Source organism: Streptomyces luteosporeus (assembly GCF_039532865.1).
Lineage (GTDB): Bacteria > Actinomycetota > Actinomycetes > Streptomycetales > Streptomycetaceae > Streptomyces > Streptomyces luteosporeus.
Window position 1 is genome coordinate 1 of the sequence record NZ_BAAASL010000016.1, and the last position, 20145, is coordinate 20145.

The 20145-nt window shown below is 72.5% G+C and carries 23 protein-coding genes; 8 read left to right on the top strand and 15 right to left on the bottom strand.

All coding sequences use genetic code 11. The annotated features are described in order from the left end of the window. The coding region (locus ABD361_RS20770; protein WP_344436912.1) for a hypothetical protein at window positions 1-285 on the top strand (285 nt) is incomplete at its 5' end. Between the two features lie 166 nt (window positions 286-451). On the opposite strand, the gene ABD361_RS20775 is transcribed toward ABD361_RS20770, so the two are convergent. Continuing rightward, a complete protein-coding gene (locus ABD361_RS20775) occupies window positions 452-1114 on the bottom strand; it encodes a DNA-3-methyladenine glycosylase (protein WP_344436913.1) in 663 nt (220 codons plus the stop codon). Window positions 1115-1166: 52 nt separating this feature from the next. On the opposite strand from ABD361_RS20775, the gene ABD361_RS20780 reads away from it, so the two are divergent. Continuing rightward, on the top strand, window positions 1167-1949 hold the full coding sequence (locus tag ABD361_RS20780; RefSeq protein WP_344437080.1) for a sporulation protein: 783 nt from the start codon (window positions 1167-1169) through the stop codon (window positions 1947-1949). Between the two features lie 101 nt (window positions 1950-2050). Here ABD361_RS20780 and ABD361_RS20785 read toward each other — a convergent pair whose 3' ends face one another. Both ABD361_RS20785 and ABD361_RS20790 read right to left on the bottom strand, forming a co-directional pair. Then, entirely contained in the window at window positions 2051-2482 is a 432-nt protein-coding gene (locus ABD361_RS20785; RefSeq protein WP_344436915.1) for a barstar family protein, read from the bottom strand. Then, a complete protein-coding gene (locus ABD361_RS20790) occupies window positions 2479-2904 on the bottom strand; it encodes a guanyl-specific ribonuclease (protein ID WP_344436916.1) in 426 nt (141 codons plus the stop codon). Before ABD361_RS20790 ends, ABD361_RS20785 begins: the two co-directional genes overlap by 4 nt. A gap of 117 nt (window positions 2905-3021) precedes the next feature. On the opposite strand from ABD361_RS20790, the gene ABD361_RS20795 reads away from it, so the two are divergent. Continuing rightward, window positions 3022-3561 carry a YbhB/YbcL family Raf kinase inhibitor-like protein gene (locus ABD361_RS20795; protein WP_344436917.1) on the top strand — a complete coding sequence of 180 codons (540 nt, stop codon included), beginning with the start codon at window positions 3022-3024 and terminating at the stop codon, window positions 3559-3561. Window positions 3562-3990: 429 nt separating this feature from the next. Here ABD361_RS20795 and ABD361_RS20800 read toward each other — a convergent pair whose 3' ends face one another. The 4 genes from ABD361_RS20800 to ABD361_RS20815 all read right to left on the bottom strand — a co-directional run bounded on the left by ABD361_RS20800 (window position 3991) and on the right by ABD361_RS20815 (window position 7236). After that, window positions 3991-4758: a sulfite exporter TauE/SafE family protein gene (locus tag ABD361_RS20800; protein WP_344436919.1), complete on the bottom strand. Its 768-nt coding sequence runs from the start codon at window positions 4756-4758 to the stop codon at window positions 3991-3993. Window positions 4759-4840: 82 nt separating this feature from the next. Then, on the bottom strand, window positions 4841-5788 hold the full coding sequence (locus ABD361_RS20805) for an SPFH domain-containing protein (RefSeq protein ID WP_344436920.1): 948 nt from the start codon (window positions 5786-5788) through the stop codon (window positions 4841-4843). A gap of 128 nt (window positions 5789-5916) precedes the next feature. Continuing rightward, window positions 5917-6339, bottom strand: a complete 423-nt coding sequence (locus tag ABD361_RS20810) for an NfeD family protein (RefSeq protein WP_344436921.1) — start codon at window positions 6337-6339, stop codon at window positions 5917-5919. A gap of 105 nt (window positions 6340-6444) precedes the next feature. After that, complete coding sequence (locus ABD361_RS20815; protein WP_344436922.1) at window positions 6445-7236, bottom strand: ABC transporter ATP-binding protein; 792 nt, start codon at window positions 7234-7236, stop codon at window positions 6445-6447. Between the two features lie 122 nt (window positions 7237-7358). On the opposite strand from ABD361_RS20815, the gene ABD361_RS20820 reads away from it, so the two are divergent. After that, window positions 7359-8165 carry a hypothetical protein gene (locus ABD361_RS20820; protein WP_344436923.1) on the top strand — a complete coding sequence of 269 codons (807 nt, stop codon included), beginning with the start codon at window positions 7359-7361 and terminating at the stop codon, window positions 8163-8165. Window positions 8166-8233: 68 nt separating this feature from the next. Here ABD361_RS20820 and ABD361_RS20825 read toward each other — a convergent pair whose 3' ends face one another. The 4 genes from ABD361_RS20825 to ABD361_RS20840 form a co-directional block, all read right to left on the bottom strand. Then, window positions 8234-8578 carry a chaplin gene (locus ABD361_RS20825; RefSeq protein ID WP_344436924.1) on the bottom strand — a complete coding sequence of 115 codons (345 nt, stop codon included), beginning with the start codon at window positions 8576-8578 and terminating at the stop codon, window positions 8234-8236. Between the two features lie 186 nt (window positions 8579-8764). Then, on the bottom strand, window positions 8765-9004 hold the full coding sequence (locus ABD361_RS20830; RefSeq protein WP_344436925.1) for a chaplin: 240 nt from the start codon (window positions 9002-9004) through the stop codon (window positions 8765-8767). A 167-nt stretch (window positions 9005-9171) separates the two neighbouring features. Then, on the bottom strand, window positions 9172-9855 hold the full coding sequence (locus ABD361_RS20835) for a response regulator (RefSeq protein WP_344436927.1): 684 nt from the start codon (window positions 9853-9855) through the stop codon (window positions 9172-9174). Continuing rightward, the gene (locus ABD361_RS20840) at window positions 9848-10993 is read right to left on the bottom strand and encodes a GAF domain-containing sensor histidine kinase (protein ID WP_344436929.1); all 1146 of its coding nucleotides are present in this window, start codon (window positions 10991-10993) and stop codon (window positions 9848-9850) included. The genes ABD361_RS20835 and ABD361_RS20840 overlap by 8 nt, the downstream gene beginning before the upstream one ends. A gap of 319 nt (window positions 10994-11312) precedes the next feature. Here ABD361_RS20840 and ABD361_RS20845 point away from each other — a divergent pair, with 319 nt between their 5' ends. Both ABD361_RS20845 and ABD361_RS20850 read left to right on the top strand, forming a co-directional pair. After that, entirely contained in the window at window positions 11313-12011 is a 699-nt protein-coding gene (locus ABD361_RS20845) for a nitroreductase family protein (protein ID WP_344436931.1), read from the top strand. A 370-nt stretch (window positions 12012-12381) separates the two neighbouring features. Further along, window positions 12382-13092 (top strand): transglycosylase SLT domain-containing protein, encoded by a 711-nt coding sequence (locus ABD361_RS20850; RefSeq protein WP_344436933.1) that lies wholly within the window; start codon window positions 12382-12384, stop codon window positions 13090-13092. 88 nt (window positions 13093-13180) lie between these two features. Here ABD361_RS20850 and ABD361_RS20855 read toward each other — a convergent pair whose 3' ends face one another. Next, complete coding sequence (locus ABD361_RS20855; RefSeq protein WP_344436935.1) at window positions 13181-15745, bottom strand: ABC transporter ATP-binding protein/permease; 2565 nt, start codon at window positions 15743-15745, stop codon at window positions 13181-13183. 243 nt (window positions 15746-15988) lie between these two features. Between ABD361_RS20855 and ABD361_RS20860 the strand changes: the two genes are divergently transcribed. Together ABD361_RS20860 and serB are read left to right on the top strand one after the other, a co-directional pair. After that, complete coding sequence (locus ABD361_RS20860) at window positions 15989-17584, top strand: streptophobe family protein (protein ID WP_344436936.1); 1596 nt, start codon at window positions 15989-15991, stop codon at window positions 17582-17584. Between the two features lie 188 nt (window positions 17585-17772). Beyond that, window positions 17773-19002, top strand: a complete 1230-nt coding sequence (gene serB / locus ABD361_RS20865) for a phosphoserine phosphatase SerB (protein WP_344436937.1) — start codon at window positions 17773-17775, stop codon at window positions 19000-19002. 27 nt (window positions 19003-19029) lie between these two features. Here the strand turns inward: serB and ABD361_RS20870 are convergent, their stop codons facing one another. From ABD361_RS20870 to ABD361_RS20880, 3 genes are all read right to left on the bottom strand, one after another. Then, on the bottom strand, window positions 19030-19548 hold the full coding sequence (locus ABD361_RS20870; RefSeq protein WP_344436938.1) for a SixA phosphatase family protein: 519 nt from the start codon (window positions 19546-19548) through the stop codon (window positions 19030-19032). Window positions 19549-19633: 85 nt separating this feature from the next. Then, a complete protein-coding gene (locus ABD361_RS20875; RefSeq protein ID WP_344436939.1) occupies window positions 19634-19831 on the bottom strand; it encodes a hypothetical protein in 198 nt (65 codons plus the stop codon). Window positions 19832-20008: 177 nt separating this feature from the next. Continuing rightward, on the bottom strand, window positions 20009-20131 hold the full coding sequence (locus tag ABD361_RS20880) for an SGM_5486 family transporter-associated protein (protein ID WP_344436940.1): 123 nt from the start codon (window positions 20129-20131) through the stop codon (window positions 20009-20011). Window positions 20132-20145 lie beyond the last annotated feature (14 nt).

The window sequence follows — 20145 nt, forward strand, 5'->3', positions numbered from 1 at the left end:
GTGCGCCTTCCTTACGGAAGGACTTTTAAAGGAACCTCATCCACCGTGATGATGGACGGGGTGTCAACATATCTGGCGTTGACTTTTGGCACGCTGTTGAGTTCTCAAGGAACGGACGCTTCCTTCGGTCCCGTTTCACCGGGCCCTCCGGGCGCTTCCCTTCGGTATTTCGTGTTCCGACTCTATCAGATCGCTTTCCGTTCCGTTTCCGGCTCGAAAACCTTTTCCGATTCCCCTGTCGGCGGGGTGTCCACTACTTTAGCGGCTTTCTCCGGCGGCTCCTAATCGGAGTCGAGCGGCACGCATTTCGATGCGGCTTTCGACGCAGCGAAACACATCCCGGTCCGGGATAGTCCTCGTGGAGTAGTGGTTGTGCCGTCCAACGGTCCGCACCCACGGCGCGGCTCCGTCTCAAGCGGCTTGCCTACGTTAGGTCTTCGCCGCCGCAGAGTCAAGCTCCGGCTTTGCCGCGTGTCCGGGACCGGTCGCGGGGTACGTGTGGGCGGTACTGGCTGACCGTGGGGTCGCCGTCCGTCCAGAAGCGCCAGGGGTGGTGGGCGCCGTCGCCGCCGACTCCCACCCGGGGGCCGCTGCGTACCTGGTCGGGGGTGACGGGGGTGCCGGCGAGGACGGACAGGGGGGCGCCGTCGCCGGCGCACAGGTCGGTGCCGTTGAGCGCTCGGTCGACGTCGAGGGCCGTGGCCAGGCGGGCGGGGCCGCGGGCGAGGTCGCGGTCCTGGCGGGCCTTGGGGCGGCGGGCGCGGGCGAGGTCGACGCCCTCGATCACTTCGCCGCCGCGCAGCAGGACACCGCTGGCGTGGCCCTCGGGGCCGCAGACGAGGTTCAGGCTGAACCACATCCCGTAGATGAAGTAGACGTAGGCGTGGCCGGGCGGGCCGAACATCGAGGCGTTGCGTTCCGTGCGGCCCCGGAAGGCGTGCGAGCCGGGGTCGGCCTCGCCGGCGTAGGCCTCGACCTCGGTGATGCGCAGTTCGATGCGGCCTTCGGGCAGGGTGCGGACGAGGGTGCGGCCGAGCAGCTCGGGGGCGACTTCCAGGACGGGACGGTCGAAGAAGTCCCGGGGCAGTGGCATACGGTCAGGCGCGCAGATCATGCCGGTCGAGCGTAGTGGAAGGGACCGGGAAACGGTTCCGGGAGGGATGACGATGGTGTTCAAGAAGCTGCTGGCGAGCCTGGGGGCCGGCGGCGCGTCCGTCGAGACGGTGCTGTTCGAGGAGAACGTGGTGCCCGGCGGCGTGGTCCAGGGCGAGGTGCGCATCCAGGGCGGGACGGTCGCGCAGCAGATCGAGGGCCTGTCGGTCGGTCTGCAGGCCCGGGTCGAGGTCGAGGGCGACGACGGGGAGTACAAGCAGGACGTCGAGTTCACCCGGGTGCGTCTGGGCGGGGCGTTCGAGGTGCAGCCGGGTGCGGTGCACACGGTACCGTTCGCGCTGGAGGTGCCGTGGGAGACGCCGGTGACGGTGTTCCTGGGGCGGCACCTGACCGGGATGGCGGTGGGGGTGACCACGCACCTGGCCATCGCCCGGGCGGTGGATTCCAGTGATCTCGATCCGGTGAACGTGCACCCCCTGCCGGCCCAGCAGGCGATCCTGGACGCCTTCGGGCAGCTGGGCTTCGCGTTCAAGGCGGCGGACCTGGAGCGGGGGCACATCAGTGGGACGCGGCAGCGGCTGCCGTTCTACCAGGAGATCGAGTTCCACGCGCCGGCGCAGTACCGGGGGCTGAACGAGGTGGAGCTGTCGTTCGTGGCCGACGACCGGCAGATGGACGTGGTGCTGGAGATGGACAAGAAGCCGGGGCTGTTCGGCTCGGGCAGCGACACGTACCGCTCGTTCACGGTGGACCTGCAGACGTACGGGCAGACGGACTGGGCGGCCTATCTGCACCAGTGGCTGGCCGAGGTGGGCGGCAAGCGCAACTGGCTGTGATCGACTGCTTGTGACCGACTGCCTGTGATCGCGGGGCCGGGGCGGGTCCACCGCCCCGGCCGGCTGCCGGCTCGCGACGGCGTACGGCTCGGGCCTTCGGCTCAGGCGAGGATCACGGCCAGCGGGGAGTCGCTCTCGGCCCAGTAGTCGACGGCGTCGGTGAGGATCGCCTCCGCGGTGCGGGCGTCGGCGGGGGCGGACTTGTGGAAGGTGCCCCAGTCCTCCGCCAGCAGCAGGTAGCCGTGCGGTTTTCCGGTCTCGCGCCACCAGGAGAGGTCGGTGAGGCAGTCGGCCAGGGCGTCCCAGTTGCGGCCGAACCAGTCGGGCAGGTCGAGGTCGCGGGCGCAGGCGTCGAGGAAGGCGGCCTTGTCGTGGACGCCGTCCAGGCGCAGGTGGGCGCCGCGCCAGTCGGCCTCGGTGGCCAGGGCGAGGGCGTCGGCGGGGGCCTCGGTGGGGGGCAGGCGGTAGACGCCGGGGGGCGTGGTGCCGGCGAGGAGTGCGGGGAGGCCGGGGGCGGGCAGTGTGCCGGTCATGGTTGCACCACCGCTTCGAAGGTCTGGTAGTGGTCGCTGGTGTAGTAGCGCTCGGTGTGCTCCCCGGTGATGATGCGGCGGGCGCCGCGGGTGCGTGAGCCGGGGGTGGGCACGGTGTACTCGTGGTAGTAGCCGCGGGCCTGTTTGGGGAGCCGGTTCTCGTGGTTGCCGAAGACCGTGCCGTCCTTGTCGTACGGGAAGGGGCCGCCCTTCTCGATGAGTTCGAGGGTACGGCGTGCCTCGGGGGGCAGCTCGGACCGGGAGACGGTCTTCATGCCCTTGGCCCAGGAGGGCGTGCCGGCCGGGGCCGGTGCGCCGGCGGCGGGGGTTCTGGGGCGCTCCGCCTTGTGGTGACCGCCCGTCGAACAGGCGGGCAGGAGCAGCAGGGGCAGCGCGGTCAGCAGGACGGTCAGCGGGCGCATGACGCGTCGTCCGAATTGTCGAAGTACATGAAGCACGCTCCATATGGTCGCAGTGCGGGCGGCCCGGCCCTCGTTAGGCTGGCGCCTTCAGTCCGTGCGTGTATTGGAGGTCTTCTGGTGTCCGAGCAGAAGCGACGGCCGCTCCCCCACGATTTTCATCCGCCGGTGCCCTCGTTCCAGGTGGCGAGCGACGACGTGGCTCCCGGGGCGCGACTGAAGGAGGATCAGGTGCTCGCGGCCGGCAACGTCTCGCCGCACCTGCGCTGGGAGGGCTTCCCGGAGGGGACGAAGAGCTTCGCCGTCACGTGCTTCGACCCGGACGCGCCGACGGGCAGCGGTTTCTGGCACTGGGTGCTGTTCGACATCCCGGCGGACGTGACGGAGCTTCCGGCGGGGGCGGGCAGCGGTGACATGAAGGGACTGCCGGCGGGCGCGGTGCACGCGCGCAACGACTACGGGACGCGTGACTTCGGCGGGGCCGCGCCGCCGCCGGGGGACGGGCCGCACCGGTACGTGTTCACGGTGTACGCGGTGGACCAGGAGAAGCTGGGGCCGGACGAGGCCGCCTCGCCGGCCGTGGTGGGCTTCCACCTGCGCTTCCACGCGCTGGGGCGGGCGCAGTTGGTCGGCGAGTACGAGAACCCGGCCCGGGGCTGAGCCACGGCGCCCCGTAAGGGGCGCGGGGAACTGCGCGATCGGCCACCGACGGCCCGCAGCCGAAGCGCTACCCCGGGGCCCGGGCGCAGCACGGCACTTCGCCTGCGGGCGCGTCGTGGCTTGTCGCGCCCGCGCGGCGGAGCCGCAGATCGACAGGGCCCCGCGCCCCTACGGGGCGCTGCCTCCGCCGGGCCGGAAAATCCGTTGCGCCGCACCGCGCCGGGATCGCACAGTGTTCCTGCTGGACTGACGGCTGCTCACGTCGCCGTCGGGCAGTGGGTACCGCAGTGGCGGGGGCGGTTCGGCGCGCAGGTGTGTGTGGCGCCGGCCGTCTGCCGGAGTCCGGCTTCGACGCCGGGCGGCCGCGCTCACTGCCGTAACGCTCCGGGCCCTGTTCGACACGGGGGAAGGGCCCGGAGCGTTCTCCTCTTACCTCAGCAGCATCTGGACGATCGCGACGATGCCGACGACCACGATGACCGCGCGCAGCGCGGTGGGCGGCAGGCGGCGGCCGAGCCGGGCGCCGAGCTGTCCGCCGAGGGTGGAGCCGACGGCGATGAGCAGGACGGCCGTCCAGTCGACGGGGGCGACGAAGACGAAGAACAGGGCGGCGACGCCGTTGACGACGACGGCGAGGATGTTCTTGAGGCCGTTGATGCGCTGCAGGTCGTCGTGGAGCAGGACGCCCATGAGGGACAGGTAGAGCACGCCCTGTGCGGCGCCGAAGTAGCCGCCGTAGGCGCTGGCGAGCAGCAGGCCGGCGAGGAGGGCGGGGCCGCCGTCGGTGGGAGCCGCGGTGCCGTTGCGTTCCCGGCGCCGGGCGAGCGCTCGGGCGAGGCGGGGCTGGAGGACGACAAGCACCAGGGCGAGGCCGATGAGCGCGGGGACGATCGCGTCGAAGGCCGAGGAGGGCAGCGCGAGCAGCAGGGCGGCGCCGGTGAGGCCGCCGGCGAGGGCGGTGGTGCCGAAGAGGGCGATGCGGCGGCCCTGGCCGCGCAGTTCGCGGCGGTAGCCGACGGCGCCGCTGATGTTCCCGGTGACCAGGCCGAGGGTGTTGGAGACGTTCGCGGTGATGGGCGGCAGGCCGGTGGCGAGGAGCACCGGGAAGGTCAGCAGGGTGCCCGAGCCGACGATGGTGTTGATGGTGCCGGCGCCGATGCCGGCGGTGAAGACCGCGAGGGCTTCCCAGATGGACAAGGCCATCTCCTTTGATCAGTGTGTCGCCTCCCCGCCGTCGACCGGTCGGGGGGCCGCACTGATCTTGCCGCAGGGCGGGGCCTCAGTCGATGGGCGGCTGCTCGCGGCGCGGGCTCTCCTTGGCGGGCCGGGGGTTCTCCCCGCCGCCGCCGGGGCGGGAGCCGAAGCTGCCGACGGCGCCGCTGAGGCCCTTGAGGGCGTCGCCGATCTCGCTGGGGACGATCCAGAGCTTGTTGGCGTCGCCCTCGGCGATCTTCGGGAGCATCTGGAGGTACTGGTAGGACAGCAGCTTCTCGTCGGGGTCGCCGGCGTGGATGGACTCGAAGACCGTGCGGATGGCCTGGGCCTCGCCCTCGGCGCGCAGGGCGGCGGCGCGGGCCTCGCCCTCGGCGCGCAGGATGGCCGACTGCTTCTCGCCCTCGGCGGTGAGGATCTGCGACTGGCGGATGCCCTCGGCGGTGAGGATGGCGGCGCGCTTGTCCCGGTCGGCGCGCATCTGCTTCTCCATCGAGTCCTGGATGGAGGTGGGCGGCTCGATGGCCTTGAGCTCGACGCGGTTGACGCGGATGCCCCACTTGCCGGTGGCCTCGTCGAGGACGCCGCGCAGGGCGGCGTTGATCTCCTCGCGGGAGGTGAGGGTGCGCTCCAGGTCCATGCCGCCGATGATGTTGCGCAGGGTGGTGACGGTGAGCTGCTCGATGGCCTGGATGAAGCTGGAGACCTCGTAGGTCGCGGCGCGGGCGTCGGTCACCTGGTAGTAGATGACGGTGTCGATGTTGACGACGAGGTTGTCCTGCGTGATGACCGGCTGGGGCGGGAACGGCACGACCTGTTCGCGCAGGTCGATGCGGTTGCGGATGGTGTCGATGAAGGGGACGACGATGTTCAGGCCCGCGTTGAGGGTGCGGGTGTAGCGGCCGAAGCGCTCCACGATGGCGGCGCTGGCCTGTGGGATGACCTGCACCGTCTTCATGAGGGCGATGAAGACGAGCACCACCAGGATGATCAGGACGATGATGATCGGTTCCATCGTGGCTCCAGCTCCCCGTGCCTGTGTCGTCGGTTGTCGTGCGTGGTCTTGATCAGTCTTTCAGAACACGGTGCCGTCGTGCAGGCGTTGGGCGCGTCCGGTCGGCATGCCGTCGGCCCCGGGCGGTGTCACAGGACGACGGCGGTGGCGCCGTCGATCTCGACGACGTCGACGTGCTGGCCCACCTCGTAGGTGCGCTCGGCGTCCAGGGAGCGGGCGGACCAGATCTCGCCGGCGAGTTTGATGCGGCCGCCGTTGCCGTCGACCCGTTCCAGGACGACGGCCTGCCGGCCCCGCAGCGCGTCGATGCCCATCGCCGGTCCGGAGCGCTGGGTGCGCTGCCGGTTGGCGATGGGGCGTACGACGGCGATGAGGGCGACGGAGACGACGGCGAAGACCACGAACTGGGCCACGGCGCCGCCGTGGAGGGCCGCGGTGACCGCGGCCGCGACGGCGCCGACCGCGAGCATGCCGAATTCCGGCATGGCGGTGACCACCAGGGGAATGCCGAGCCCTACGGCGGCGACGAGCCACCACACCCACGTGTCCACGTGGTCATGGTAGGGGCGTGCGCGGCTCGGCGGACAGGGCGCGAGGGCCGCGCCGGGCTCCGTCCGCCGGCCCGGATCGCCCGGGCCGGCGGGACGTGCGGGGGGTCAGGACAGGGGCAGGCCCTGGGCGGTCCAGCGGTCGCCGCGCTGCTCGACGACCAGCGGCAGGCCGAAGCAGTGCGAGAGGTTGCGGGAGGTGAGCTCGAGCTCGATGGGGCCGGCGGTGAGCACCTTGCCCTGGCGGATCATCAGGACGTGGGTGAAGCCGGGGGCGATCTCCTCGACGTGGTGGGTGACCATGACCATCGAGGGGGCGAGCGGGTCACGGGCGAGCCGGCCGAGGCGGCGCACCAGGTCCTCGCGGCCGCCGAGGTCGAGGCCGGCGGCGGGCTCGTCGAGCATCAGCAGCTCGGGGTCGGTCATCATCGCGCGGGCGATGAGGGTGCGCTTGCGCTCGCCCTCGGAGAGGGTGCCGAACTTGCGGTCGAGGAAGTCGGTCATGCCCAGGACGTCGAGGAAGGCGCGGGCGCGCTGCTCGTCGACCTCCTCGTAGTCCTCCTGCCAGGTGGCGGTCATGCCGTAGGCGGCGGTGAGGACGGTCTGCAGCACGGTCTGGCTGCGCGGCAGCTTGTCGGCCAGGGCGATGCCGGCCATGCCGATGCGCGGGCGCAGCTCGAAGACGTCGACGGAGCCGAGCTTCTCGCCGAGGATGGTGGCGGTGCCCTTGGTCGGGAAGAGGTAGCTGGAGGCGACGTTGAGCAGGGTGGTCTTGCCGGCGCCGTTCGGGCCGAGGATCACCCAGCGCTCGCCCTCCTTGACCGACCAGGAGACCTGGTCCACCAGAGCCCGGCCCTCGCGGACCACGGATACGTCCACCAGTTCCAGCACATCGCTCATGAGCGCCTTGTCTCCCATTGCAGTCGCGTCGTCGCTTGCGCCTGTCGGCGCAGTCCCCTGGGGTGACCCCCAGAGAAAACCTACGCCACTGGTCGCGGATGGCAGTCCTTAGGCTGGTGGCCATGCTCGACGAACACCGCTCAGGACGCCTCACCGCGTGGGGAAATGCCCTGCTTGCCGGATTTGCCGCCCCGGACGACGCCGCCCACCGCATCACCGGACGTGACGCGGTCCACCGCGTGACCGGCCTGCCGGGCGAGGCGGGCCCGGTCGGCCTGACCCTGGCGCTGGGCCGGCTGCGCGCCCTGGGGGCGACGGGGCTGCGCCTGGCGCTGCCGGTGCCCGGACACCCCCTGGGCCTGAGCGGGCCGCCGGAGTTCAACGCCCGGGCGATGGAGGCCGAGGAGGCGGTGATCGCCGTCGGCGCCGGGCTGGGCCTGGTGCCGGAGGTGCGCGAGGCCGGGCCCGAGGGCGATGTGCACACCGAGGTGGAGTGGCACTGCCTGCCCGTGCGGGACACCCCGCCGGCGGACACGCCGACGCTCTCGGAGGCGGAGCGGGAGCTGGCCGAGGCCCTGCGGGAGGCGACGGAGGTGCTCACCCGGCTGGACGTGGCCGGTTCGGGCCCGGTGGCCCAGGCAGCTCTGGAGGCGTACCGGGCGCGGGCGGAGCGCGGCCGCGAGGTGCTGGCGCCGGGCTACCCGCCGCGGGCGGCACGGGTGCTGGAGCTGGCCCAGCGGGTGGGGGCGCTGATCGCCATCGCGTACGAGCCCGGCGACCGCGAGGGCCGCGAGCACGGTGCGGCGGTGAGCGCCTCGCAGATCGCGGCGCGGGCCGCGGCGCTGCGGCCGGTGGAGCGCACGGCGCGGCGGGCCCGGGTGGCGGCGTACAACGCGATCGTGGAGGAGCGGGAGCGGCGCCGGGACTGACACCGGGCGCGGGAAGGCCCCGCGGACTGCTGTCCGCGGGGCCTCGCCGTTGCGTACGCGCCTCGTCGTCAGTGACGGTCGCGGTCGTGGTGACGGCCCTCGTCGTGGTGGCCGCCGTGGTGCTCGTGCTCGGTGATGCGGACGTGCTCGCGCGGGGGGTTGGTGATGCAGGTGTTGCCGAACGTCGGGTTGAGCAGCCCGATGATGTCGATGGTGTTGCCGCAGAGGTTGATGGGGATGTCGATCGGGATCTGGATGACGTTGCCCGAGACGACACCCGGCGAGCCGGTGGCGACGCCCGAGGCCCCCGCCCCGCTGAAGTCGTCGTCGGTGGCGGCGGCGGGTACGACGGTGGCACCGAGGGCAACGCCGGCCGCGGCGAGAGCGAGGGCGGCCTTCTTGGCACTGTTCATGTGGTGGTCTTCCTTCTGATGACTGACCTTGTCGACCCCTGCCACGGGGCCCTGTACCGATGAACGCCAATGAACCGCCGACGGCACGGCCATCGACGGTGTTTGCCCTCTTTTGGACGATTGACCACCACCCGGATGTCGGCTCCGCCGGGTGCGGAGCCGACGCCCGGGGGCGGGAGCAGCTGATTACTCGTTGACGCAGAGGTTGCCGTGCGTGCCGTTGAGCAGGCCCACCACGCTGACGGTGTTGCCGCACGCGTTCGTCGCGACCTTCACCGGCACCTGCACGACGTTGCCCGAGGCCACGCCCGGGTTGCCCTTCGACTCGGCCTGGGCCTGCCCGTGGGCGGAGGCCGCACCCGCACCGGCGAGGGCGAGACCGCCGACGGCGAGCGTGACAGCAGCGGCCTTCTTGATGTTGTTCACTCTTCCTATGACCTTCCTGGTGTATTGCCAGAGTGTCGCCACGGCCAGCCGCCGCGGTTACGCCATGGAGAACGGGCCTGGGCCATTCGGGTTGCGCCACCGGGCCGGTTATCACACGACCGCATGAATCTCCGGTCGGCGCGCTGATCGCGGCGCCACGGCGTCCTTCAGGCCCCCATCCCGTGCCGCACGGCCCACAGGGCCGCCTGCGTACGGTCGGCGAGGTCGAGCTTCATCAGGATGTTGGAGACGTGGGTCTTGACCGTCTTCTCCGACAGCACCAGGGCCCGGGCGATCTCCCGGTTCGAGCGCCCGTCGGCGATCAGCGTCAGCACCTCGCGCTCCCGCTCGGTCAGCCCGTTGCTCCGGCCCTGGCCGCCGCCGGTCTCCTCCTGCGCCAGCAGGACGTCGGCGACCTCCGGCTGCAGCAGCACGTGCCCGGCGTGCACCGACCGGATGGCCCCGGCCAGGGCGTCGGGGTCGACGTCCTTGTAGACGTAGCCGGCCGCGCCGGCGCGCAGCGCGGGGATCACGGTGCGCTGTTCGGTGAAGCTGGTCACGACGAGCACCCGGGCGGCGTTGCCGAGCTCGCGCAGCCGGCGCAGGGCCTCGATGCCGTCCATGCCGGGCATCTTCACGTCCATCAGGACGACGTCGGGGCGCAGCTGCTCGGCCTGCTCGACGCCCTCGGCGCCGTCGGCGGCCTCGCCGACGACCTCGATGTCGTCCTGCACCTCCAGAAAGGTGCGCAGGCCGCGGCGGACCACCTGGTGGTCGTCCACCAGCAGAACCTTGATGCCGTGCTTTCCCGGGGGACGCCCCCCGGGCTCCCGGCCGGACGTGTCAGCCACCGGGCACCTCCATTTCGATCGTGGTCCCCTTGCCGGGCTCGGAGTCGACGGTCAGCCGGCCGCCCACCCCGTGGGCCCGGTCGCGCATGGAGACCAGACCCAGGTGACGGCCGGCCCTGCGGACGGCGGAGGGGTCGAAGCCGCGTCCGTCGTCGCTGACGCGCAGGGCGGCGCCGGGGCCGAGCCGGGTGAGGGCGACCTCCACGCGGCCGGCTCCCGAATGCCGCAGGGCATTGTGCAGCGCCTCCTGGGCCACGCGCAGCAGGGCCTCCTCCTGGGCGGCCGGCAGGGCGCGTACGCCGTGCGTGACGAAGGTGACGCGCGCGGCGTGGGCCCGGTCGAGGACCTTGACCTGGGCGCGCAGGGTGGCGGCGAGCCCGTCCTCGTCCAGCCCGGCCGGGCGCAGCTCGACGACGGCGGCGCGCAGCTCGTCGGCGGCCTCGGCGGCGAGCCGGGCCACCTCGCCCAGGGCGTCCTTGGCGCGGGCCGGGTCGCGGTCGACGAGGGCGGTGGCGGCCTGGGCGGTCAGGCGCAGCGAGAACAGCTTCTGTGAGACGGCGTCGTGCAGCTCGTGGGCGAGGCGGGTGCGCTCCTCGGCGATGGTCAGTTCGCGGCTGCGCTCGTAGAGGCGGGCGTTGGTGAGGGCTATGGCGGCGTGCTGGGCCAGGACGCCCAGCAGCTCCTCGTCCTCGGCGGTGAAGGCGCAGCCGCCGGCGGGGTCGGGGCAGTTCTTGTTGGCCAGGAAGAGGGCGCCGAGGATCTCCTCGCCGTCGGCGACGGGCATGCCGAGGAAGTCGCGCATGTCGGGGTGGGCGTCCGGCCAGCCGCCGAAGCGGGGGTCCTTGCGGACGTCGTCCAGGCGCTGGGGGGTGGCGTCCTGGAGCATGGAGGCGAGGATGCCGTGCTGGCGGGGCAGCGGGCCGATGGCCTTCCATTCCTCGTCGGTGACGCCGTCGACGACGAACTGGGCGAAGCCGCCGTGGTCGTCGGGGACGCCGAGGGCGGCATAGCGGGCGTCGAGGAGCTCGCGGGCGGAGGCGACGATGGTCTGCAGGACCTCGCGCACCTCCAGGTGTCTGCTCATGGCGAGGAGTGCGGTGCTCACGGCCGTGAGGCCGGAGCGGGGGCCGTTGGTCATGTGCGCACCGTACCGAGCCGCCGCGGGGCGCGGATCGGGCCTGCGGGGGGCCGGTCCTGGTCCTGCGGGCCTAGGCCGTGTCCGGCGGATCCTCGTCACGCGCCACCACGGCGCCCCGTAAGGGGCGCGGGGAACTGCGCGACAAGCCACCGCGCACCCGCAGATGGCCCGGACCCCGGGGTGGCGTGTCAGCTGCAGGCCGTCGCCGGCTGATCGCGCAGTTCCCCGCGCCCCTTACGGGGCACTGCATGATCCGCCGGACAGGCCCTAGGCCGGCCGGGTCGGACTGGCCGGGAGGCGTCCCGGGCAGACTCCGGTCATGTCTATACCAACGCAGTGGACGCCCACGCACGGCGCTCCTTACCGGCCCGTGCCCTACCGCCCCGAGCGGATGCCCGTCGAGGAGTCGCTGGCCCGCGCGGCCGAGCTGAGGCAGCGGATGGGGCGTCGCCGGACCGTGCGGCAGTTCTCCTCCGATCCGGTGCCCGAGCAGGTGGTCCGGGACGCGATCGCGTGCGCGGCGACGGCGCCGTCCGGGGCGCACCAGCAGCCGTGGACGTTCGTGCTGGTCAAGGACGCCGAGGTGCGGCGGCGGATCCGGGAGGCGGCCGAGGAGGAGGAGCAGCGCTCGTACGCGGGGCGGCTGGGCGAGGAGTGGCTGGCGGCGCTGCGGCCGCTGGGCACGGACGAGGTCAAGCCGCACCTGACGGACGCGCCCGCCCTGATCGTGGTCTTCCAGCAGCGGTACTGGCTGGGCGAGGACGGGGAGCGGCGCAAGCACTACTACGTGGACGAGTCCGTGGGCATCGCCGTCGGCATGCTGCTGACCGCGCTGCACCTGGCGGGGCTGGCGGCCCTGGTGCACACGCCCAGCCCGATGCGCTTCCTGGGGGAGGTGCTGGGCCGGCCGGTGAACGAGAAGGCGTTCGCGGTGGTGCCGGTGGGCTATCCGGCGCCGGACTGCACGGTCCCGGACCTGGTGCGCAAGAGCCTCGACCAAGTACTGGTGGAATTTTGATCAAGCGTTCCTGATCTAGCGTTTCTGATCGCAAACACATCGTACGGAGGCGGGCACACCGGGTGACCCGGGAGCGCTCCCGGTGTGAGCCCGCTCATGGGACGCACATCACGTACGAAGCGGCATAGTGGACGCGTAAACAGCGCTTAAGAAGCGCTGCCAACTGCTGGGGCGCCCCTCCGGGGGCGCCTCTGGCGTGCGCACCGCAACGAAGCCGGATAGTACGAAGGACCTTTGCCAGCCGTATTTACGGCCGCTAAGAATTGCCGCGTCGCATGGCGCCGCCAACCGAGGGACGGCGCTTCTTTCGCGCCACATCCGTGCCAGGACGGGCCTGCGACTCACGCGATTGGAAGAGGTTCAGCTCAGCATGCGCTCCCCCATCTCCGGCTATACCCGTCTGACCAAGGTCCACAAGCTCTCCGCCGCGGGCGTCGCCGCCGCCGGCATCGCCGCCCTGGCGTACGCCGTCGTCCCGGCCGCCGCCGAGGGCGACCAGGCCGCCGCCGTCAAGCCCGTCGCGTGGAACGCCGCCGCGTTCGGCGAGACGCAGCAGCAGGAGCTGAGCAAGCAGACCGACGCCGCCGCCCAGAAGGCGAAGGCGCAGGCCGAGGCCAAGAAGAAGGCGGACGCCGAGGCGGCCGCCAAGGCCAAGGCCGACAAGGAGCGCGCCGAGAAGGAGGCCGCGAGCCGCTCGGCCGAGCGCAAGCCGGTCGAGGCCGCCCAGGCCGCCCCCGCCGCCCCGGCGCCCAAGACCTACGCCAACAACCTCGACGGCTGGATCCGCGAGTCCCTGGACATCATGAAGGCCAAGGGCATCCCGGGCAGCTACAACGGCATCTACCGCAACATCATGCGGGAGTCGACCGGCAACCCGAAGGCCATCAACCTCTGGGACTCCAACGCCGCCAAGGGCATCCCCTCCAAGGGCCTGCTCCAGGTGATCGACCCGACCTTCAAGGCGTACCACGTCGAGGGCACCTCCTGGGACATCTACGACCCGGTCGCCAACATCACCGCCGCCTGCAACTACGCGGCGAAGGTCTACGGCTCCATGGACAACGTCAACTCCGCGTACTGACGTCTTCCGCACGCTTGCAGCACGCCGAAGGGCGGCACCCGCATCACGGGTGCCGCCCTTCGGCGTGTCCGGCAGGGCCTCCCGGGCCCTACTTGCGCATGACCTCCGGCTCGTGGCGGCGCAGCAGGCGGACGACGGCGAAGCCGCAGACGACGCCGATGGCCACGAGCGCGGTGATGTCGATGCCCCACTGGGAGACCGAGTGCGCCCACAGCGGGTCGAGGTTGGTGGGGTCGCCCTTGTCGAAGGGGGCCATGACGTGCGAGAGGTCCAGCGTGGTGCCGGCGCCGGCGATGGCCCAGCGGGCCGGCATCAGCCAGGCGACCTGCTCGATGCCCGGCGAGTTGTAGATCTTGAACAGGATGCCGGTGAAGACGACCTGGACGATGGCGAACATGACCAGCAGCGGCATGGTCTTCTCGGTGGTCTTCACCAGCGAGGAGATCACGAGGCCGATCATCATGCAGGTGAAGCCGAGGGCGATGATCACCAGGCACAGCTCGACGGCGGGCAGGTTCTTCAGCACCAGGCCGTGCTCGGGCAGCTTGCGGGCCGAGAAGCCGATGGCGCAGATCATGGCGCCCTGCACCGCGGTGATCAGTCCCAGGACGATCACCTTGGACATCAGGTAGGCGGTCCGGGACAGGCCGACGGCGCGTTCCCGTTCGTAGATGACCCGTTCCTTGATCAACTCACGGACGGAGTTGGCCGCGCCGGAGAAGCACATGCCGACCGCGAGGATCAGCATGATCGTGCCGGCGTCCTGGTTGAAGTGGCCCTTGGTGGGCGCACCGAGACCGAAGTCGGAGGGGATCAGCGTGCTGACGCCGCCGAGCACCGCGGGCAGGGCGAGCATCAGGCCCAGGAAGCCGCGGTCGGAGGCGATGACCGACACGTAGCGGCGCATCAGCGTCCACAGCTGCGACATCCAGCTCTGCGGCACCGGCGGGCGCACCATCTGCGGCTGGACGTGCACCGACTGCGGGGCGACGGCGTCGATGTCGGCCGCGTACATCTGGTAGTGCTGCGAGCCCTTCCAGCGGCCCGACCAGTCGTAGTCGCGGTAGTTCTCGAAGGCGGAGAAGACGTCGGCCCAGGTCTCGTAGCCGAAGAAGTTCAGCGCCTCCTCGGGCGGGCCGAAGTAGGCCACCGCGCCGCCGGGCGCCATCACCAGCAGCTTGTCGCACAGTGCGAGCTCGGCCACGGAGTGGGTGACCACCAGGACCGTACGGCCGTCGTCGGCCAGGCCGCGCAGCAGCTGCATCACGTCGCGGTCCATGCCCGGGTCGAGGCCGGAGGTGGGCTCGTCCAGGAAGATCAGCGACGGCTTGGTCAGCAGCTCCAGGGCCACCGAGACACGCTTGCGCTGGCCGCCGGACAGGGCGGTGATCTTCTTGTCCTTGTGGATGTCGAGCTTGAGCTCGCGCAGCACCTCGTCGATGCGCGCCTCGCGCTCGGAGGTCGCGGTGTCGCCGGGGAAGCGGAGCTTGGCCGCGTAGCGCAGCGCCTTACGGATGGTGAGGTCCTTGTGCAGGATGTCGTCCTGCGGGACCAGACCGATGCGCTGGCGCAGCTCGGCGAACTGCTTGTACAGGTTGCGGTTGTCGTAGAGGACGTCGCCCTGGTTGGCCGGGCGGTAGCCGGTGAGCGCCTTGAGCAGGGTCGACTTGCCCGAGCCGGAGGGGCCGATGACGGCGATCAGCGACTTCTCCGGGACGCCGAAGGAGACGTCCTTGAGGATCTGCTTGCCGCCGTCGACCGTGACCGTCAGGTGGCGGGCGGAGAAGGAGACGTCACCGGTGTCGACGAACTCCTCGAGGCGGTCACCCACCAGACGGAAGGTGGAGTGACCGACACCGACGGTGTCCTGGGGGCCGATGATCTGCCGGCTGACCGGCTGACCGTTGACATAGGTGCCGTTGTGGCTGCCGAGGTCGACGATCTCGAAGCGGCCGTCGCTGGTGGCCCGGAACTCCGCGTGGTGGCGGGAGACCTGCAGGTCGGAGACGACCAGCTCGTTGTCCAGGGCACGACCGATGCGCATGACCCGGCCGACCGCCATCTGGTGGAAGCTCGTCGGGCTGCGGTCGCCGTAGACCGGCGGTGCCCCGGCGGAACCCTGCTCGGGCTGCGCCTGCTGCGGCACGTACGGCTGGTGCGGCTGGTGCGGCTGCTGCCAGCCGCCCTGCGCCTGCGCGGGCTGCTGGTACTGCTGGCCCGGCCAGCCCTGGCCGGCGCCGCCGTGCTGGGGCTGCTGGTACTGCTGCGGCGGCGGGCCCTGCTGGTGCAGCGGAGGAGCGATCGCCGTCTGGGCGCTGTAGATGTCCGCTGCCGGAGCGGCCGGGGCCGCCGCGGCCGAGAGGCTCATCCGCGGGCCGTCGGTGGCGTTGCCCAGGTGCACGGCCGCGCCCGGGCCGAGCTCCAGCTGGTGGATCCGCTGCCCCTGCACGTAGGTGCCGTTGGTGCTGCCGTGGTCCTCCAGGACCCAGCTGCGCCCGTTCCAGCGGATGGTGGCGTGCCGCCAGGAGACTCGGGCGTCCTCCAGCACCATGTCACCCTGCGGGTCACGACCCAGGGTGTACGACCTGGACGGATCCAGCGCCCAGGTCTGTCCATTCAATTCCAGTACGAGTTCCGGCACTCCACGCCCCACTACTTGTCCCCCGATGAGCCCCCTGCACGGGGAGTCTAGGGATGGCGAACATCGGGAGGAACTATTTCAGGCGCAGTCCCCCAACCAAAAGTCGGGAGCGCCCCTGAGGTGTACCGGCCCTGTAACAGGCCCCGTTGACCGGCGCCGAACCCGCCCCGACAGTAGGAATCGCCCACGGATGCGGTGGATGCGCACGGACCACGACCATCCCGGGCAACCGGTGCGTGGAGGCGGGGGGCCGTGATGACCATGACCAGCGGCGGCCGTGCGGGGCGCGGCGCCGATCTCGTACTGACCGCGGTGGCCGGGGTCAGCTGGGCCTTCCTCGCGATGGCCGGCGTCGCGGCGGCCGGGCTGCACCTGCTGGGCGCGGACGCGGCCGGCTCGCTCGGCCCGATGACCGCGGCCGTGGTGGTGCTGGCGGTCGGCGGCTCCGTCACCCCCTCCGGCTCGGTCGAAGCATTCGGGCTGACGGGCGCGGGGGCGCACACCACCATCGACATCGCCCCGTTGGGCGTCGGGCTGGTGGGGGCGCTGCTGCTGGGCTGGGTCACGGCCCGCTCGCTGCGCGCCGCGGGCCCCGTCGTGCCCGGCCTCGAACTCGCCGCCCGCGCGGGGGCGGTCGTCGTCCTCTTCCTGCTCGTCCTGGGGCTGCTCGCCTGGGCCGGCTCCTCCACCGTCACCTTCGACGGCGCCGCGCTCGGCCTCGGCGGCGGACCGGGCGGCACCGGGCTGGACATTCCCGGCCTCGGGGACATCGGGAACATCGGCGGCGGCCTGCCGGACCGGCTCGCCGGGCTCGCCGACGCCAAGGCGTCCGTCGGCTTCTCCGTCCGCACCGGCCCCTCCCTCCTCGGCGGGCTGGCCTGGGTGACCGGCGTCCTGCTCGTCACCCTCGCCGGCGCCCGCCGGGCCCCCCTGCCGCCCGCCCTGCGGGCCGCCCACCGCACGGTGCGCCCGGCCGTCTCGGCCCTGCGGACGGTGCTGCTCCTGGCCGTCGCCGCCGGCCTCGCGGCCGCCGTGGTCGCGGCGGCCGGCGACGACCATCCGCGGCGGGTGCTCGGCGCCGCCCTGCTGGGCGCCCCCAACGGGGTGTGGCTGGGCGTCCCCCTCGGGCTCTTCGTGCCCTTCCACGGCGCGGCCACCGGTTCCCTGCTGCAGATGCTGCCGCACCCCCTGGACGACCTGCTGCGCGCCGGGACGGACCTGCCGGTGACCGTGGGCCGCCTCGCCGACCTCGAGTCGGCGGTGTGGCTGCTGCCGGCCGGCTGCGTGCTGCTGATGCTCACCGCGGGCGTGCTCACCGCGGTGCGCACGCCGCGCGAGGACGCACGGGCGGGGGCGTACGCGGTGCGCTGCGGGCTGTGGCTGGGCGCCGCCACGGCGGTGGCGCTGGTGCTGCTGGTGGCCGCCGTACGGCTGCGGGCGGACGCGGGCCTGTCCGTCCTCGGCATCGACGCGGCCGGGGCAGGGCTGCAGCTGACCGGCGACCTGCCGGCGGCCGCCGGCCTGGGCGCCGCGTGGGGGCTGGGCGCCGGCACGGCCGGGGCGCTGCTGGCGTGCGCGGCGGGGGCGGCGGGCCGGCGGGCGGTACGGCACGCGGCGCGGGCGTACCCGGACGCGGCGTACGCCCCCGGGCCGTACAACCCGTCGCCGGGGTACCGGCCGGCCCGCGAGGAGACCAACCCCTACCTGCAGGGGGGCGCCTTCGGGGCCCCGACGCAGACGGCGAAGGCGCCCCCGCCGCCGCGGCCGCGGCGCGAGCCGCAGCGGTACGGCTGGCAGGCGCCCCCGCCCCCGCCGGAAGGGCCCCCGCCCCCGCCGCGAAGCGGCCGCTAGGGCCTGCCCGGCGGATCATGCGGTGCCCCGTAGGGGCGCGGGGTAGCACGTCGGCTGCGGGCCATCGGTGGCCGATCGCGCCCACGCGGCGGCAGCCGCAGATCGACACCGCCCCGCGCCCCTACGGCGCACCCCGTGCCGCCCCGGTCAGGGGGGCCGCAACCCGGGGCGGCTACCGTAGAAGCACCATGAGCGCCGCATCGCAGACCCCGCCTGTCGCCGCCGGCGACGACGCCCCCACCCTCCTCGTCAAGATCTTCGGCAAGGACCGCCCCGGCATCACCGCCGGCCTCTTCGACACGCTTGCCGCCTTCGCAGTGGACGTCATAGACATCGAGCAGATCGTCACCCGGGGCCGCATCACGCTGTGCGCCCTGGTCACCGCCCCCGCGGGCGGCGCGCCCGCCGAGGGGAACCTGCGGGCGACGGTGCACAGCTGGGCCGAGTCGATGCGACTGCAGACCGAGATCATCTCGGGCCGCGGCGACAACAGGCCGCGCGGAACCGGCCGTTCCCACGTCACCGTGCTCGGTCACCCGCTGACCGCCGGGTCGACGGCCGCCATCGCGGCCTGCATCACCGACACCGGCGGCAACATCGACCGCATCTTCCGCCTCGCGAAGTACCCGGTGACGGCCGTGGAGTTCGCGGTCTCCGGCACCGAGACGGAGAAGCTGCGCACGGCGCTGGCCACCGAGTCCGCCGCACTTGGCGTGGACGTGGCGGTCGTGGCCGCCGGCCTGCAGCGGCGGGCGCAGCGGCTGGTGGTGATGGACGTGGACTCCACCCTCATCCAGGACGAGGTCATCGAGCTGTTCGCGGCGCACGCCGGCTGCGAGGCCGAGGTGGCCGAGGTGACCGCCCGGGCCATGCGCGGCGAGCTGGACTTCGAGGAGTCGCTGCACGAGCGCGTGGCCCTGCTGGCGGGGCTGGACGAGTCGGTGGTGGACAAGGTCCGCGCCGAGGTGCGCCTGACCCCCGGCGCCCGCACCCTGATCAAGACGCTCAAGCAGCTCGGTTTCCAGGTGGGCGTCGTCTCCGGCGGCTTCACGCAGGTCACGGACGACCTGCGGGAGCGCCTCGGCCTGGACTTCGCCTCCGCCAACACCCTGGAGATCGTGGACGGCAGGCTCACCGGCCGGGTGACCGGCGAGATCGTGGACCGCGCGGGCAAGGCGCGGCTGCTGCGCCGGTTCGCGGCCGAGGCGGGCGTGCCGCTGGCGCAGACGGTGGCCGTCGGTGACGGCGCCAACGACCTCGACATGCTCAACGCGGCCGGCCTGGGCGTGGCCTTCAACGCCAAGCCCGTCGTGCGCGAGGCGGCGCACACCGCCGTGAACGTGCCCTTCCTGGACACCGTGCTGTACCTGCTGGGGGTCACCCGCGAAGAGGTCGAGGCGGCCAACACCCACGAGTGACCCCTGCAGGGCCCGGCCGGGCCCTGCTCAGGCGTGCGGCGCCCAGAAGGCGAGGAGCCTGCCGACGCCGTGCTCGACGGACTTCCAGGAGCCGGTGAAGCCGAGCACCGCGATCGCGGCCGTGGGGAAGCCGGAACGGTTCATCCGGGCCAGCAGGTCGCCCTCGGCCTCTCCCGCGAGGGCGTCGGCGAGGGCGTGCATGCCCGGGTTGTGACCGACGAGCACGACGTCCTGCACGTCCTCGGGGACCTCGTTGAGCAGGGCGATCAGCTCGCCGAGCGAGGCCTCGTACATCCGGTCCTCGTAGACGGTGCGCGGGCGCTCGGGCAGCTCCCCCACGGCGAGCTTCCAGGTCTCGCGCGTACGGACCGAAGTGGAGCACAGGGCCAGGTCGGGTGTGATGCCGGAACCGGCGAGCCAGCGGCCGGCGACGGGGGCGTCCTTGCGGCCGCGCTCGGCGAGAGGGCGTTCGTGGTCGTTGGCGTCGGACCATTCTGCCTTGGCGTGCCGGAGGATGACGATCCTGCGGGTCGGTTCGGAGCTCATGCCGTCCAGCTTCGCACGAAACCCGTGGCGGGGCGCGGGGTGTTGACGGCCTCGTCCCCCGCCGGACGGCGGGCCGACCGGGTGCTCACGGCACCGGGTGCCCGGTGACCTGCCGGGCCAGGCGCAGGACCTGTACGACGACGGTACCGGCGCCGCCGGCCGGGCGCTCGCCGTCCGCGGGGGCGGCGGAGGCCGGCGGGCGCAGCGCGGGCAGGCAGAAGAGCGCCACGAACACCACGACGGGCAGCGCCACGGCCCACCAGGGCAGCCGGTTGGGGGACACGCGTATCGCCTCCGGACGTCGGACGCACCGCGGGGCCGCGGTGCACCTTCGACGCTACGGAGCCGGGCGGGCGGCTCCCATCCGGTGAGCCACCCAGACGACCCTGGCGTCATCCCCTAGGGGACGGTGGGGACAACCCCACCCCCGGGCGGGGGTCGCGCCGCTGCGCGCCGCGCCTCAGCCGGCGGCGAAGGTGGCGATCACGGCGATGACGACGGTGATGCCGAGCATCGCGCCGAGGATGGTCAGCAGGGCCTTCTGGCCCTTCTTGGGGTCCGGGTGCGGTTCGAGGACGGGCATGGCACCCAGTGTCC

Excerpts from the sequence above, each read along its gene's own strand:
- ABD361_RS20775 (WP_344436913.1), bottom strand. The coding sequence starts at position 1,114 with ATGATCTGCGCGCCTGACCGTATGCCACTGCCCCGGGACTTCTTCGAC.
- ABD361_RS20860 (WP_344436936.1), top strand. The coding sequence starts at position 15,989 with ATGACCATGACCAGCGGCGGCCGTGCGGGGCGCGGCGCCGATCTCGTA.
- ABD361_RS20820 (WP_344436923.1), top strand. The coding sequence starts at position 7,359 with ATGCTCGACGAACACCGCTCAGGACGCCTCACCGCGTGGGGAAATGCC.
- ABD361_RS20850 (WP_344436933.1), top strand. The coding sequence starts at position 12,382 with ATGCGCTCCCCCATCTCCGGCTATACCCGTCTGACCAAGGTCCACAAG.
- ABD361_RS20880 (WP_344436940.1), bottom strand. The coding sequence starts at position 20,131 with ATGCCCGTCCTCGAACCGCACCCGGACCCCAAGAAGGGCCAGAAGGCC.
- ABD361_RS20790 (WP_344436916.1), bottom strand. The coding sequence starts at position 2,904 with ATGCGCCCGCTGACCGTCCTGCTGACCGCGCTGCCCCTGCTGCTCCTG.
- serB (WP_344436937.1), top strand. The coding sequence starts at position 17,773 with ATGAGCGCCGCATCGCAGACCCCGCCTGTCGCCGCCGGCGACGACGCC.
- ABD361_RS20825 (WP_344436924.1), bottom strand. The coding sequence starts at position 8,578 with ATGAACAGTGCCAAGAAGGCCGCCCTCGCTCTCGCCGCGGCCGGCGTT.
- ABD361_RS20805 (WP_344436920.1), bottom strand. The coding sequence starts at position 5,788 with ATGGAACCGATCATCATCGTCCTGATCATCCTGGTGGTGCTCGTCTTC.
- ABD361_RS20845 (WP_344436931.1), top strand. The coding sequence starts at position 11,313 with ATGTCTATACCAACGCAGTGGACGCCCACGCACGGCGCTCCTTACCGG.
- ABD361_RS20840 (WP_344436929.1), bottom strand. The coding sequence starts at position 10,993 with ATGACCAACGGCCCCCGCTCCGGCCTCACGGCCGTGAGCACCGCACTC.
- ABD361_RS20870 (WP_344436938.1), bottom strand. The coding sequence starts at position 19,548 with ATGAGCTCCGAACCGACCCGCAGGATCGTCATCCTCCGGCACGCCAAG.
- ABD361_RS20785 (WP_344436915.1), bottom strand. The coding sequence starts at position 2,482 with ATGACCGGCACACTGCCCGCCCCCGGCCTCCCCGCACTCCTCGCCGGC.
- ABD361_RS20780 (WP_344437080.1), top strand. The coding sequence starts at position 1,167 with ATGGTGTTCAAGAAGCTGCTGGCGAGCCTGGGGGCCGGCGGCGCGTCC.
- ABD361_RS20815 (WP_344436922.1), bottom strand. The coding sequence starts at position 7,236 with ATGAGCGATGTGCTGGAACTGGTGGACGTATCCGTGGTCCGCGAGGGC.